The 13,957-nt window shown below is 77.1% G+C and carries 15 protein-coding genes; 8 read left to right on the top strand and 7 right to left on the bottom strand.

Annotation, left to right across the window (positions count from 1 at the left end):
• The first annotated feature begins 64 nt into the window (after positions 1–64).
• The 3 genes from ACI79F_RS07015 to ACI79F_RS07005 all read left to right on the top strand — a co-directional run bounded on the left by ACI79F_RS07015 (position 65) and on the right by ACI79F_RS07005 (position 2,805).
• The gene (locus ACI79F_RS07015) at positions 65–901 is read left to right on the top strand and encodes a class I SAM-dependent methyltransferase (protein WP_456545510.1); all 837 of its coding nucleotides are present in this window, start codon (positions 65–67) and stop codon (positions 899–901) included.
• 68 nt (positions 902–969) lie between these two features.
• Positions 970–2,049, top strand: coding sequence for a DUF2855 family protein (locus ACI79F_RS07010; RefSeq protein ID WP_456545511.1), 1,080 nt, complete (start codon positions 970–972; stop codon positions 2,047–2,049).
• 84 nt (positions 2,050–2,133) lie between these two features.
• On the top strand, positions 2,134–2,805 hold the full coding sequence (locus ACI79F_RS07005; RefSeq protein ID WP_456545512.1) for a hemerythrin domain-containing protein: 672 nt from the start codon (positions 2,134–2,136) through the stop codon (positions 2,803–2,805).
• Here the strand turns inward: ACI79F_RS07005 and ACI79F_RS07000 are convergent.
• Positions 2,749–6,153: a BTAD domain-containing putative transcriptional regulator gene (locus ACI79F_RS07000; RefSeq protein WP_456545513.1), complete on the bottom strand. Its 3,405-nt coding sequence runs from the start codon at positions 6,151–6,153 to the stop codon at positions 2,749–2,751. The genes ACI79F_RS07005 and ACI79F_RS07000 overlap by 57 nt on opposite strands.
• Before the next feature lie 119 nt (positions 6,154–6,272).
• A complete protein-coding gene (locus tag ACI79F_RS06995; RefSeq protein WP_456545514.1) occupies positions 6,273–6,560 on the bottom strand; it encodes a hypothetical protein in 288 nt (95 codons plus the stop codon).
• A 106-nt stretch (positions 6,561–6,666) separates the two neighbouring features.
• Between ACI79F_RS06995 and ACI79F_RS06990 the strand changes: the two genes are divergently transcribed.
• Positions 6,667–7,356, top strand: a complete 690-nt coding sequence (locus ACI79F_RS06990) for an NADPH-dependent F420 reductase (RefSeq protein WP_456545515.1) — start codon at positions 6,667–6,669, stop codon at positions 7,354–7,356.
• Here ACI79F_RS06990 and ACI79F_RS06985 read toward each other — a convergent pair.
• Entirely contained in the window at positions 7,341–7,586 is a 246-nt protein-coding gene (locus ACI79F_RS06985) for a hypothetical protein (protein WP_456545516.1), read from the bottom strand. The two genes, ACI79F_RS06990 and ACI79F_RS06985, sit on opposite strands and share 16 nt — an antisense overlap.
• Positions 7,587–8,124: 538 nt before the next feature.
• On the opposite strand from ACI79F_RS06985, the gene ACI79F_RS06980 reads away from it, so the two are divergent.
• Positions 8,125–8,895 (top strand): SDR family NAD(P)-dependent oxidoreductase, encoded by a 771-nt coding sequence (locus ACI79F_RS06980; protein WP_456545517.1) that lies wholly within the window; start codon positions 8,125–8,127, stop codon positions 8,893–8,895.
• Positions 8,896–8,919: 24 nt separating this feature from the next.
• Here the strand turns inward: ACI79F_RS06980 and ACI79F_RS06975 are convergent, their stop codons facing one another.
• On the bottom strand, positions 8,920–9,561 hold the full coding sequence (locus ACI79F_RS06975) for a TetR/AcrR family transcriptional regulator (RefSeq protein WP_456545518.1): 642 nt from the start codon (positions 9,559–9,561) through the stop codon (positions 8,920–8,922).
• Positions 9,562–9,630: 69 nt separating this feature from the next.
• Positions 9,631–10,944 carry a cytochrome P450 gene (locus tag ACI79F_RS06970; protein ID WP_456545519.1) on the bottom strand — a complete coding sequence of 438 codons (1,314 nt, stop codon included), beginning with the start codon at positions 10,942–10,944 and terminating at the stop codon, positions 9,631–9,633.
• A gap of 97 nt (positions 10,945–11,041) precedes the next feature.
• Between ACI79F_RS06970 and ACI79F_RS06965 the strand changes: the two genes are divergently transcribed.
• Both ACI79F_RS06965 and ACI79F_RS06960 read left to right on the top strand, forming a co-directional pair.
• A complete protein-coding gene (locus ACI79F_RS06965) occupies positions 11,042–11,236 on the top strand; it encodes a ferredoxin (RefSeq protein WP_456545520.1) in 195 nt (64 codons plus the stop codon).
• Between the two features lie 25 nt (positions 11,237–11,261).
• The gene (locus ACI79F_RS06960) at positions 11,262–11,654 is read left to right on the top strand and encodes an SgcJ/EcaC family oxidoreductase (RefSeq protein WP_456545521.1); all 393 of its coding nucleotides are present in this window, start codon (positions 11,262–11,264) and stop codon (positions 11,652–11,654) included.
• 42 nt (positions 11,655–11,696) lie between these two features.
• Here ACI79F_RS06960 and ACI79F_RS06955 read toward each other — a convergent pair whose 3' ends face one another.
• Positions 11,697–12,020, bottom strand: a complete 324-nt coding sequence (locus ACI79F_RS06955) for a hypothetical protein (protein ID WP_456545522.1) — start codon at positions 12,018–12,020, stop codon at positions 11,697–11,699.
• Positions 12,021–12,166: 146 nt separating this feature from the next.
• Here ACI79F_RS06955 and ACI79F_RS06950 point away from each other — a divergent pair, with 146 nt between their 5' ends.
• Entirely contained in the window at positions 12,167–12,376 is a 210-nt protein-coding gene (locus tag ACI79F_RS06950; protein WP_456545523.1) for a hypothetical protein, read from the top strand.
• Between the two features lie 84 nt (positions 12,377–12,460).
• On the opposite strand, the gene ACI79F_RS06945 is transcribed toward ACI79F_RS06950, so the two are convergent.
• Positions 12,461–13,942 (bottom strand): protein adenylyltransferase SelO, encoded by a 1,482-nt coding sequence (locus ACI79F_RS06945; protein WP_456545524.1) that lies wholly within the window; start codon positions 13,940–13,942, stop codon positions 12,461–12,463.
• Between the last annotated feature and the right edge of the window lie 15 nt (positions 13,943–13,957).

Raw genomic sequence — 13,957 nt, 5'->3', positions numbered from 1 at the left:
GCCGACGGTCGTCGCACCGGGTGGATCCCCCGCCCACCCCCGCACCGACGACCAGGAGTCCGAGATGACCGAGACCATCGACGCGGCCGCCGCCGACCGCGCGCTCAAGACCAGGCACCGGGCGATGTGGGCGCTCGGCGACTACCCGGCCGTGGCGTCCGACGTGATCGCCGAGCTCGGCCCCGTCCTCGTGGCCGCGGCCGGCGTCCGCCCGGGGGACCGGGTGCTGGACGTGGCGGCCGGCAGCGGCAACGTCGCCGTCCCGGCGGCGCTCGCCGGCGCCGACGTGACCGCCTCGGACCTGACCCCCGAGCTGCTGGAGGCCGGCCGCCGGTCCGCCGAGGCGCGCGGTGCGCGGCTGCGCTGGGAGGAGGCCGACGCCGAGGCGCTGCCCTACGCCGACGCCGCCTTCGACGTCGTCCTCTCCTGCGTCGGCGTCATGTTCGCCCCGCACCACGAGCAGGCCGCCGACGAGCTGGTCCGGGTGGCCCGGCCCGGCGGCACGATCGGCCTGGTCAACTGGACGCCGGAGGGCTTCGTCGGCGAGCTGTTCAGGACGATGAAGCCGTACGCGCCCCCGCCGCCGCCCGGGGCCTCCCCGCCGCCGCTGTGGGGGGACGAGGCGCACGTGCGCGCGCTGCTCGGCGACCGGGTCACCGACCTCGTCGCCCGCCGGCAGACCGTGACCGTCACCGGCCAGCCCTCGCCCGAGGCCTGGCGGGACTACTGGAAGACCGTCTACGGGCCGACGATCGTCGCCTACCGCACCGTCGCCGACGACCCCGAGCGCACCGCGGCGCTGGACCGGGACCTGACCGCTCTGGCCGCCCGGTACGACCACGGCTCGGGCGCGATCGCGATGGACTGGGAGTACCTGCTCGTGACCGCGCGCCGCGCCTGACCGACACCCCCGGCCGGGCCGCCCCGCTCCGCGGGCCGGCCCGGCCGCCCACCGCAGAGGAGCCACAGATGACCGACCTCCTGGTCCGGCGCGACGACCCGCGGACCACCCGCGTCGACGCCGGCGAGCCCGCCCGGACGGACGTGCCGCAGGGCGCCGTGCAGTTCCGGGTCGAGCGCTTCGGGCTCACCGCGAACAACCTGACCTACGCGGTGTTCGGCGACGCCCTCCGCTACTGGGAGTTCTTCCCCGCACCGGAGGGCTGGGGCCGGGTGCCCGTCTGGGGCTTCGGCCGGGTCGAGGCGTCCGGGGTCGACGGCATCGCGGTGGGCGAGCGCTTCTACGGGTACTGGCCGATGTCGACCCGGGTGACCCTCGAGGTCGCGCCGGCCGGGCCGGGCTTCGTCGACACCTCCGCGGCGCGCGCCACGCTGCCCGCCGTCTACAACCGCTACCTGCGCGCCGTGCCGCAGACCGGCTTCCCGCCCGAGCTGGACGACGCCGCCGCGGTGGTCCGACCGCTGTACCTCACCGGCTGGCTGATCGCCGACCAGCTGGCCCGCGCCGGCTGGCACGGCGCGCAGGCCGTGGTGCTCACCTCGGCGTCGAGCCGGACCGCCCTCTGCACGGCGGCCGCGATCCGGGAGCACCCGGCGCCGCCGTCGCTGCTCGGCCTGACCAGTCCCGCGCGCGTCGCGGCGACCGCCGCCACCGGCCTGTACGACCGGGTGCTCGCCTACGAGGAGGTCGGCTCGCTGCCGGTCGACGGCGGGCTGGCGCTGGTCGACGTGGCGGGCGACCCGGGCCTCCGCACGGCGGTCCACCGGGCCACCGCCGACGTCCTGCGCGCCTCGGTCCTGGTCGGCGCGACGCACTGGGAGGGGGCGACCTTCGAGGCCGAGGGGCTGCCGGGGCCGGAGCCGGTCGTGTTCTTCGCGCCGGACGCGGCCGACGAGCGGTCCGCGGAGCTGGGCCAGCTGCCGTTCGCCCGGGCGCTCGGGGCGGCGTGGGCGGGGTTCGCCACCACCCGCCTGCCCGCGCTGGTCGAGTTCCGGCACGCGACCGGCGTCGACGCGCTGACGAGCGCCTACACCGCGCTGCTGAAGGGGGACGTCGACCCGCGGACGGGCCTGGTCCTCTCGCTGTAGCCGATCGCGGGTGCAAGACGGGTGCAAGTGGGCTGCAGAGGGCGCGCGCGACGGTCGGGTCCCGCCGATCCCGAGGAGACCGAGATGACCGCGACCACGACCGCCCCGATCGACACCCGCGAGATGCCCACCGTGCACAGCTTCTTCCGGCGCGAGTTCCGGCTCGCCGGCGGTGTCGTCCGCCGGGTCGCCGAGGGGGACGCGAGGCGCGCGCGGGTCGTCGCCGAGCACCTGGACCTGCTCACCCGCACGCTGCACCACCACCACACCCACGAGGACGAGCTGATCTGGCCGCGCCTGCTCGAGCGCGTCCCCGAGGAGCTGGCCCCGATCGTGCGGCTGATGGAGGCCCAGCACGGCAGGGTCGACGTCCTGATCGCCGAGATCGACGAGATCCGGCCGCGCTGGGCGGTCACCGGCGGCGCCGCCGACCGCGACCGGCTCGCCGAGCTGTTCGACCGGCTCTGCGTGCACCTGGTCGAGCACCTGGACGCCGAGGAGGAGCGGGTGCTGCCGATCATCGCCCGCACCATCACCCAGGAGGAGTGGCACGAGGTGGGCGAGCGGGCCCGCAGGAGCAACCGGAAGGACCAGATGTCGCTGGTCCTCGGGATGCTGCAGTACGAGGGCGACCCCGCGGCGATCGACGCGATGCTGGCCGCGGCGCCGCCGCCGGTCCGCTGGATCGTGCCGAAGCTGTCACGCCGGGCGTTCCGGAAGCACGCCCTCCTCATCCACGGCACCGCGACGCCCTGAGTACGCGGCGAGGAGCTCCGCCGTCCGCTCCGCCCACCGGTCCAGCCCCGCGGCCCGGTGGCGGGAGACGGCGGACTCCGCGTGCCGCCGGGCCGCGTCCAGGTCGCCGCCGGCCGCGGCCAGCCGGGCCAGCGTGTGCCCGACGGACCCGGCGAACAGCGCCGACAGCCCGCCCACGGCCCACCGGTCGGCGTACGGCTCCAGCGCCCGGCGCAGGTCGTCGACCGCCTCGTCGCCGGCCAGCCCGGCCGCGTGCAGTTCCAGCCACACCCAGGCGCGCAGCACGGTGAGGCTGAGCCACAGGTAGTCGCGGTTGATCGGCGGCTGCTCGGTCCACGCCCCGAGCAGCACCCGGGCCTCGGCCGCGCGGCCGGCCGCGATCAGCGCCAGGGCGTGCGCGTCGCGCATCTCGTTCGGCTGGTACTCCGCGGCCACGCGCAGCTCCGGCTCCAGCTCGGCGAGGCGGCCCTGCGCCCAGCGGATCGTGGTCAGCTGCGCCAGCCCCACGCCGACGCCCGCCATGGCCAGCGTCTGCGCCAGCCGCTCCAGCCGGACGACGTCGGCCTCCGCCCCGGCCAGGTCGCCGCGCGCCTGCCGCAGCAGCGCCAGTCCCCACCCGGCGATCAGCAGCACCTGCGGGACGGCGTGCCGCTCGGCCAGCAGCGAGGCCCGGGCGAGGTCGGACCCGGCGTCGTCCAGCAGGCCCAGCTCCCCGCGGACGGTGGCGCGCTGGGTGAGCGCGTAGGCCAGGCCCGGCTCGTCGCCCGTGCGGGTGTTCAGCGCGACCATCTCGTCGGCCACCGCGGTGCGCCGGTGCAGCAGGTCCGGGCGGGTCAGCGCCCCGGTCGTGACCTGCAGGACGGCGGCCCGGTCGCGGTCGCCGAACCCCGGCCCGCGGGCGGCGGTGATCGCCGCGTCGAGCAGCGCGGTGCTGGTGTCCGCCGCCTCCGGCACGAACATGTACTCCAGCGTCAGCGCGGCCTGCACGCGCGCCCGCTGCACCGGGGAGAGGTCGCCGTCCGGGGCGTCGAGCAGGCTGTGCCACAGCGCGATGGCCGCGGAGTCGACCTGCCCGCGGATACGCCAGCCCCAGACCGCACCCTCGCTGATCTCCAGCAGCACGTCCGCGGCGCGGCCCGGCCCCTCGCGGCGCAGCGCCGACGCCCCGGCGGCCGCCAGCAGCGGCCACGCCTCCAGCGGCCGGCCCAGCCGGCGCAGCGCCCGCGCCAGCCCGACGGTCACCGCCTCCCGCTCGGCGTCGGTGGCGGCGGGGTCGTGCGCCTGCAGCTCCGCGGCCAGGGCGAACAGCCGCCGGGCCTCGTCGTGCGCCGAGCGGGCGGCCGCGGCGTCCGCGGCGCGCCGGGCGAAGCTCCACGCGGAGCGCGCGTGCGCCGGCCCGGCGAGGCGGTAGTGCTCGGCCAGCTCGGCGGCGTGGTCGGCGACCCGGCTGGCGTGCCAGTCCTCCAGCGCCGCGGCGACGTCGGCGTGCGCCCGGGCCCGGGCGGGCGCGGACAGCGCCTCGTACACCGCGTCCCGGACCAGCGCGTGCGGGAAGCGGTAGCGCCCGGGCCCCTCCTCCTCGACCAGCCCCAGCGCGAGCGCCGCCTCCAGCGCCTCGTCCACCTCGGCCCCGGACCGGCCGGCCGCCTGCTCGACGACCGGCAGGTCGAAGCCGCGCCCGGCGACGGCGGCGACGGCGAGCACCCGCCCGGCGGACGGCGGCAGCCCGGCCAGCCGCTGCCGGACGACGTCCCGGACCCCGCGCGGCACCGACCGCCAGGCCGGTGCGTCGGCGTCGGTCAGCGCGCCCTCGGCCGCGAGCAGCCGGACCACCTCGGTGACGAAGAACGGGTTGCCGCTGGTCCGCGCCACCAGCTCGTCGGCGACGCCGCCGGGCAGGTCGATGCCCGTGGCGGCCGCGACGGCGGCGGTCACCGCGCCGGCGTCCAGCCCGGCCAGCTCCAGCCGCAGCGGGTCCAGCCGGGCGAGCGCGCCGAGCAGGTCGGCGACCGGCGCCGGGGTGTCCGCGGTCGCCGCCCGCAGCGCGACGACGAGCACCAGCGGCACGGGCGCCAGCCGGGCGCCGACGCGGCGGACCAGGCGGAGGCTGTCGGTGTCGGCCCAGTGCACGTCGTCGAGCACCAGCACCACCGGCGGGCCGTCGCCGACCCCGGCCAGCAGCGCCTCCGCCAGCCGGTAGCTCTCCGCCGCGGCGTCGCGGGCCTCGCCGGGGGTGGGTGCCAGCACCCCCTCGCGGCCGAGCGCCTCGCGGGCGGCGGCGGTCCAGCCCGCCAGCGGCGGGCTGCCGTCGGGCTCCCACGCCCCGCGGCCGGTGCGCGCGCCGCGGGCCGCCGCCCGGGCCAGCACCTCGTCGGTGAAGCGGGTCTTGCCGATGCCCGGCTCGCCGAGGACGACGACCACCCGGCCCCGCCCGGCGGCCGCCGCGGCCAGCACCCGGTCGACGGCGGCCAGCTCGGCGTCCCGGCCGTGCAGCGGCGCCGCCGGCGGGGGCTCCGGGCCGGTCGCGACGGCGGGCGGGGCGGCGGGACCGGCGGCGGGCACTGAGGCAGGCACGGCGGGAGCGGTGGCCCGCGCGGCCGGGCGCCGTTCGAGCGCCGGGTCCTGCCGCAGGACTGCGGCCTCGAGCTGCCGCAGCTCCGGCCCGGGGTCGATGCCCAGCTCGCCGGCGAGGTGCGCGCGGGCGCGGCGCAGCGTGTCGAGGGCGTCGGCCTGCCGGGCGGCGCGGTACTGGGCGAGCGCGAGCAGCCCCCACAGCCGCTCGCGGGCGGGGTGCAGCCGGACGAGGTGCTCGAGCTCGGCGGCGGCGTCCCGGTGCCCACGGTCCAGCCGCAGCTCCCACGCGTCCTCCGCCGCCGACAGCCGCAGCTCGGTGAGGCGCACCGCCTCGGCGGCCAGCGCCGGCGAGGTCGCGGTCAGCCCGGCGTAGGGCTCCCCGCCCCACAGGGCCAGCGCCTCGTCGAACAGCGCCTCCGACCGCTCGGCCCGCGCCCGCCGGACGAGGTCGGCGAACCGGCGGGCGTCGACGTCCGCCGGCCCGACGGCGAGGGAGTAGCCGCCCGGGTGGGTGCGCAGCCGGTCGGTGGTGGCCCGCGCCCGCCGGGCGGGCTCGAGCTCCTTGCGCAGCCGCGCCACGTACGACTGCAGCGAGGCCTCGGCGCGGGCCGGCGGGTCCTCACCCCAGATCTGGTCGACCAGGTGCGGCACCGACACCGGCCGGCCCTCGGCGGCGACCAGCAGGGCGAGCAGGGCCTGCGGCTTCGGGCCGCCCAGGTCCGCGGGGACGCCGTCGACGCGCACGCCCAGCCCGCCGAGCACCGTGACCTGCACGGCGCGGATCGTAGGGGCGGGACCGGGGCCCGCAGGGCGTCCGGACGCGCGGCGGCGCGGGCCGACCCGGCGCCCCCGCGCGACTCAGCCGACCGGTACCGGCTCGCGGACGGGGCCGCTCACCGCAGCGCCGACATGCCCCGCTGCAGGTCCTCCAGGCTCATGCACGGCGTCAGGGTCACCCGGGCGCCCATCTGGAACAGGGGCTCGGCGATCTCCGGCATCTGGGCCGAGTCGGTCATGTCGATGACCGCCCACAGGCCGCGGCAGCCCTCCTCCCCGACGAAGTAGACCGCCTCCGGTCGCAGCCGCTCGACCGTCTCCCGGATCGTCTTGTCCAGGTTGCCCTCCGCGATGGCCCGGTTGCCGCTCTCGGTGTCGACGACGACCCTCAGCATCATCCGCATGGCGTCCTCCTGAGCGTGGGCCGCCCACGCTGGCCGGGGGAGGCCGACGCGGCCAGTGCCGTTCGGCCTGGGAATGACGCCGGCCGGCGGCGGCTTGCGGGGGAGCATGACGACTCTCGGACTCATCGGCAGCGGGCACATCGGCGGCACGGTCGCGCGGCTGGCGGTCGACGCCGGCCACGACGTCGTGCTGAGCAACAGCCGCGGGCCGGAGACGCTCGCGGACCTGGTCGCCGAGCTCGGCCCGCACGCCCGGGCGGCCACCCCGGCCGAGGCCGCGGCGGCCGGCGACCTCGTCGTCGTGACGATCCCGCTGCGGGCCTACCGGGAGGTGCCGGTCGAGCCGCTGCGCGGCAAGGTCGTCATCGACACCAACAACTACTACCCGCAGCGCGACGGGCAGATCCCGGAGCTGGACGACGAGTCGACGACGGTCAGCGAGCTGCTGCAGGCGCACCTGCCCGAGTCCCGCGTGGTGAAGGCGTTCAACAACGTCTACTCCGAGCACCTGCGCCGGCTGGCCCGTCCCGCCGGCTCACCGGAGCGGTCCGTCGTCGCGATCGCCGGCGACGACGCCGCGGCGAAGCGGACGGTGACGGAGTTCCTCGACTCGATCGGCTACGACGCCTACGACGTCGGCCCGCTCGCCGAGGGGTGGCGCTACCAGCGCGACACCGCCGCCTACGCCGGGGTCTACCTCGCGCCGGGCACCGAGTTCCCGGGGCCCGGCCGCCAGGCCACGCCGGAGATCCTGCGGGAGAAGCTGGCCGAGGCCGTCCGCTACAGGGACATGTGACCGTTCAGCGAGACGTCGGGGGCCCCGCCCCGCCGGCGGACGGCCACCAGCGCCAGCGCGAGCACGGCCGCCACCCCGAGCAGGACGAACTGCGCGGCCGGTGAGCCGTCGTGCTCGTTCAGCTTGAGCACCAGGGCGATCGCGAAGCACAGCGTCAGGGCGAGCGCCAGCCCGCGCTCCAGCCACACGGCGGTCGGGGCGGCGGTCGCGGGGGTCGGGGCATCGGGCACGGCGCGCAGCGTAGGCGGGGCGCGCCCGCCGTGGGGGGTGCGCGCGCCCCGCAGTCCCGGCGCGCAGCCCGCGAGCCGGGTCCCCGGTCTTGCGGGAATCGTGCGGAACGGCTGCGCGGATGCTGCGGGACGGCGGGCAGAGTCGTCCTCGTCGCCGGGTCACGGGGGGACCGGCGGCAGGGGGAACTGCGAGGAGCCCCGCGCACCGCCTCGGGGGAGGGCCGGTGCGCGGGGCTCCTCGGCGTCCCCGTCCGGCGCGTGCCCCGCCGCCCGCGGTCCCGTCGCACCGCCGGGGGATCACCTCTCTCCGGAACCGCCCGTCCCGCCCCGACCGGCCCGTCCGGGGCCCGCGGCGCCCCGGGCACGGCCCGCCGCACCCGGAACGGCGCGCGTCCGGCCACGGCGGCGCCGCGCGCCCGGGCAGGCTGGCAGCCGGACGCCCCGCGCGGAGCGGGAGCCGGGCCGCGGCGTGATCGCGGCCACTTACAGTGCCGGGCGCGACGCGTCGGTGGCACGCGTCCCGGAGAGCGGAGTGACCGTGGACCTCACTGGAGCATCAGCACTCGTCGTCGGCGGTGCCGGCGGGTTCGGCGAGCAGACCGTCCGGAAGTACGCGGCCGAGGGCCTCAAGGTCGTCATCGCCGACGTCGCCGAGGAGAAGGCCAAGGCCATCGTGGCCGACCTGGGCGACGGCGTGGAGTTCGTCCACACCGACGTCACCAGCGACGAGTCGGTGGACGCCGCCATCGCCACGGCGCAGTCGCTGGGCCCGCTGCGGGTCACGGTCATCGTCAACGGCGGCCCGGGCGGCGGCGCCGCGCAGCGGATCGTGTCCCGCGACGGCACGCCGATGCCGATGGAGGCCTTCCTCCAGACGACCGAGTACTACTACACGGCCACCTACCGGGTGCTCTCCCGTGCGGCCGCCTCGATGCAGGGCAACGAGCCGCTCGAGGACAACCAGCGCGGCGTCGTGATCATGACCGCGAGCATCGCCGGCTTCGAGGCCGCGCCGGGCCAGACCAGCTACGCGATGGCCAAGGGCGGCGTCATCGCCCTGACCCTGGCCGCCGCCCGCGACCTCGCCCCGGCCGGCATCCGCGTCATGGGCATCGCGCCCGGCACCTTCCTCACCCCGGCGTTCCCCGACCCGGTCAAGGCCGACGAGACCTTCGGCAAGATCGTGCCCAACCCCAAGCGGATGGGCCGCCCCGCCGAGTACGCGAAGCTCGCCCACCAGATCGCCGAGAACGACTACCTCAACGGCCACGTCATCCGGCTCGACGGCGCGCTGCGCTTCAACGCCTGACGGGGGGGGAGCCCCGGGGGGCGCTCAGGCGCTCCCCGGGACCCCCGTCCGGTCCAGCCCGGCGGCCAGCACCGAGAGGACCTGGTCCAGTTCGGTGCGCAGGTCGGCGAACGCGGGGACGGCGCTCCCGTCCAGCCACCGGTCCACGGCCACCCGCATCCCCGCCAGCGCCGTCGTCGCGCACAGCCGCGGGTAGACCGACGCCGCGACCGCCGGCGCCAGCCGCTCGGCGATCGCGTCGGCCAGCACCGCCTCCTGCGCGGCCAGGGCCGCCAGCAGCTGCGGGACCAGTGACCGCTGGCCGCGGATCACCTGCAGCGCGGTCACGTGGTCGCGGTCGTCGGCCGCCGCCCGGTCCAGGGCGAGCAGCGCCGCCTCACGCAGCGCGCGCAGCACCGACTCCTCCCGCGGGCGGGCCCGGAACTCGGCGACGAAGCGGTGGAAGTCGCCGGCGGCGGAGGCCACGACGGCCTCCTCCTTGCTGGAGAAGTAGTTGAAGAACGTCCGCAGCGCGATGTCGGCCTCGGCCGCGATCTGCTCCAGCGTCACGTTCTCCACGCCGTCGCGGACGGCCAGGCGCAGCGCCGCGTCCCGGATGGCCGCCCGGGTCGCGCTCTTCTTCTGCTCCCGGCGTCCCGCCGTCGCCGTCCCCGCCCGACCGTCCACGGCGGCCTGTGTACCCGCTGCCACCTCAGCCGCCGGGGTGCGGATCGCCGCCGACCGGGGCGGGGTCGGTCATGCCCAGGTGACCGGCAGCGAGTGCAGGCCGTAGATGAGCATCTCGTTCTTCACCGGCACCTCCCCGACGGGCACCGCCAGGCGCAGGCCGGGCAACCGGGTGAACAGCTCCTGCAGGCCGATGCGCATCTCGATCCGCGCGAGCTGCTGGCCGAGGCACTGGTGCACGCCGTGCCCGAACGCCAGGTGCGAGGTGCGCGGCCGGGTGACGTCGAACCGGTCGGGGTCGGGGAAGTGCTGCGGGTCCCGGTTCACCTCGGGCATCGCGACGATGACCGTCGCCCCCGTCGGGACGTCGACCCCGCCGAGGGTGAGGTCCTCCGTGGCGATCCGGGTGACGCCGAACTGCACGATGCTGAGGTAGCGCAGCAGCTCCTCGACGGCGTTGTCGAACAGCCCCGGGTCCGCGCGCAGCGCCTCGACCTGCTCCGGGTGGGACAGCAGCGCCAGTGCGCCGAGGCTGAGCATGTTCGCCGTCGTCTCGTGGCCGGCGCCCAGCAGCACCAGCGCCATGTCCACCAGCTGCTGGTCGGTCAGCTCGGGGTCGGTGGCGCGCACGAGGCCGGAGAGGATGTCGTCGCCCGGGTTCGCCCGCTTGCCGGCCACCAGCCGCTGCATGAACGCGTACAGCGCGCCGCCGGCGATCGCCTTCTCCTCGTCGCTGGCCTGGACGTTCGTGCCGACCGACGTGTTGTGCTGGAACTCCTCGCGGTCGCCGGGGTCGACGCCGAGGAGCTCGCAGATCATCAGCGAGGGGATGGGCAGCGCGTACGCGGACACGAGGTCGGCCCCGGTCCCGGCCGCCTGCATCGCCGCGATCTGCCCGGCGGCGATCTCCCGCAGCCGCGACTCCAGCGCCTGCATCCGCCGCACCGTGAACTGCCCGGTCAGCAGCCGCCGCAGCCGGGTGTGCTCCGGCGGGTCCATGAACACGAAGTAGCCGTCGCCGCGGGGCGCCGCGTCCTCAGGGGAGACGACGGGGCAGCCGCCCCGCTCGGCCGCCTCGCCCATCGCCGCGAACTCCTCGGGGGAGAAGGAGGTGGCCTCGCGGTTGCGGAGCTTGTCGGCGCTGAACCGGGCGTCGGCCAGCACGGTGCGGCTCTCCTCGAAGCCGGTGACCAGGTAGGCGGTCACGCCGTTGAGCAGGCGCAGCGGCTGCACGGCACCCTGCCCGCGGCGCTCGACCATGCCCGGCGCCGGGTCGAACGGGCAGCCCGGCGGGTGCTCCACCAGGTCCGCGGCGATCGGCCGGCGGATGTCGATGGTGACCCGCTCCACCGTGTCCTCGGTCTGCGCGCTGTCGGTGCTCATCGCTGCGTCCTCTCCGCCGGGGTGTGCCGGGGACGCTAGCCTGGCGGTGCACGTCGTGCATAGATGCACGTCGTGCACGGACAGCGGGAGGCGCGCCGTGATCGTGGAGACCGACCGGGACAGGTGCATCGGCGCGGGTCAGTGCGTCCTCGCCGCCCCGGACCTGTTCGACCAGGCGGAGGACGACGGCCTCGTCGTGCTGCTCGACGCCGCGCCGGGCGCGGAGCACGGGACCGCCGCCCGCGCGGCCGCGGCGGCCTGCCCGGCGTCCGTCATCACCGTCCGCGCCTGAACCTGGGCGCCGGCGAGGTGCGAGCATGCGCGCCGTGCCGACCCTCGCCGACGACCGCGACGCCATCCGCGACGTCTACGCCCGCTACGTCCACGCCCTCGACACCGGTGCCGCGGCGACGTTCGCCGCCTTCTACACCGACGACGGCGTCTTCGTCGGCGGCGGCACCGGCGGGGACGACGTCGTGGGTCGCGCGGCGCTCGAGGCCTTCGCCGCCGGCCTGGTGCCGGGGTCGGTGCACCGGCTGTCGGCCAACCACCTCATCGACGTGGAGGGCGACACCGCGGTGTGCCGGTCCTCGATCGTGGTGCTGTCCGGGACCGCGGTGGTCAGCGCCGGGCGGGTCACCGACGAGCTGCGCCGGGTCGACGGCGCCTGGCGGATCGCCCGCCGCACCTTCACGCCCGACCCGGCCTGACGCCGCTCGCCGTCCGGGCGGGGCGCGCAGGCCCGTCGGGGCTCAGGCGGCCAGCGGGTGGTGGTGGCAGCGGCCGCCGGCGGTGGCCCGGGCGCCGCAGGGGGTGCCGGCCTTCGTCCGGCCGCCGGCGTCGCCGCACCGGGCGGGCCCGGCGGCGGGCGCGGGCGCCGGCGTGGCGGGCACGGTGCGCAGGAACGGCAGGACGACGCCGTCGGCCTCGGGCGTGGCCGGCGCCGGCGCGGCGGCCGGGGCGACGCGGGTCGGGGCGGGCGGCAGCCGGCGCTCGGCGCGGCGGTGCAGCACGGTCGCGGCCGACAGGCCGGCGGAGAAGGCGGTCAGGGCGGTGGCGAGGTGGCTGGCGCGCATGCCGTTCCCATCGGCAGGCGAGGCCCCGGGTGGGAAGGCCCGGACGGCGGTGGTCGGGGGGGCCCGTGTGACGACGGGGACGGATCGGTCCGGCTCGCCCGGCGCTGGTCCCCCGAGCCGGGCCCGGCGACTGTCACCGTCGTCCCATGCACGCGCACCGCAGCCCCGAGTCCCTGCCCGACGACGCGCACCGGGTCCGCTACCTGCACCTCGTCGCGGCGGCCCGCGTCGCGGCGCTCAAGCCCACCTGTGAGCAGCAGGTCGCCGACGTCGTCCGGGTGACCGTCGACGACGAGGTGGACACGACCACCTTCCGCGCGATCGTCACCGACGTCTCCCGCGACGTCCTGCCCTGACCCCGCCGAGATCTGCAATGTCGTCGCCATCAGCGGTCGATGGCGACGAGTGTGCAGATCTCGTCGAGGCAACCGAGGGCGGGGTCAGGTGCCGCAGAAGGTCCGGAACGTCGCGCCGAAGTCGGCCGGCGCCGGGGCGGCGTAGCGCTCCAGGCCCGGCCGCTCCTCGAACGGGCGGGTCACCGCGTCCAGCAGCCGGCCCAGCGGCCCCAGGTCGCCGCCGGTGGCCGCCTCGAGCGCCTCCTCGACGAGCTGGTTGCGGGGCACGTAGACCGGGTTGACCCGGTCCATCGCCGCGCCGTCGGGCGCCAGGGCCCGCCAGCGCTGTGCCCACGCGTCGAAGCCGGCCAGGTCCAGGAACAGGTTGCGGGCCGGGTCGGCGTCCCCGCGGGCGGCGGAGCCGAGCGCCCGGAAGAACGAGGTGTGGTCGACGTGGCCCGCCCGCAGCAGCTCCAGCAGGTCCTCGGACAGCGACGTGACGACGGCGTCGTCCAGCCCCTCCGGCAGGCCCAGCTTGGCGCGCATCCCGGCCGTCCACGCCGCGCTGTACCGGGGGCGGAACCCCTGCAGCGCCTCGACGGCCAGCGCGACCGCCTGCTCCTGGTCCTCGTGCAGCAGCGGCAGCAGCGACTCGGCGAAGCGGGCCAGGTTCCACTCCGCGACGAGCGGCTGGTGGCCGAAGCGGTAGCGCCCGCCGGCGTCGATGGAGCTGTAGACCGTCTCCGGGTCGACCGCCTCGAGGAACGCGCACGGGCCGTAGTCGATGGTCTCGCCGGAGATCGTGGTGTTGTCGGTGTTCATCACCCCGTGGATGAAGCCGACGAGCATCCACTGCGCCACCAGCGACGCCTGCGCGGCGACGACCGCCTCGTACAGCGCCAGGTACCGGTTCTCCGCCTGGGCGGCTCTGCCGTCACCCGACCCGATCCCGTGCCGGTCGATGGCGTGGTCGGCGAGGCGGCGCAGCAGGTCCACGTCGCCGGTCGCCCGGGCGTACTGGAAGCTGCCCACGCGCAGGTGGCTGCTGGCCACGCGGGCCAGCACGGCGCCGGGCAGCACGGTCTCGCGGTAGACGGCCCGGCCGGTCGCCGTGACGGCCAGGGCGCGGGTCGTCGGGACGCCGAGGGCGTGCATCGCCTCGCTGACGACGTACTCGCGCAGCATCGGGCCGACCGCGGCCAGCCCGTCGCCGCCGCGGGAGAACGGGGTGGGACCGGAGCCCTTGAGGTGCAGGTCGCGCAGCCGGCCCTGGGTGTCGGTGAGCTCGCCGAGCAGCAGCGCCCGGCCGTCGCCCAGCCGCGGGTTGTACCCGCCGAACTGGTGCCCGGCGTAGGCCTGCGCCACCGGCCGCGCGCCGGGCGGCACCGCGGTGCCGACCAGCAGCCGGACGCCGTCCGGTCGGCGCAGCGCGGCCGGGTCCAGCCCGAGCTCGGCGGCCAGCGGCTCGTTGAGGACGAGCAGCCGCGGGTCGGGTGCCTCCTCGGCGTGCCAGGGCAGCGCCATCTCCGGCAGCTCGCGGGCGAAGCGGTCGCCGAGGGGGACGGTCGACGGCGGGGCGGTGGTCACCTCCCCGACGGTACG

This window comes from Blastococcus sp. SYSU D00868 (assembly GCF_054050575.1).
Note: the sequence above shows the minus strand (reverse complement) of the source record. Positions and strands in the feature narration are given on the sequence as shown.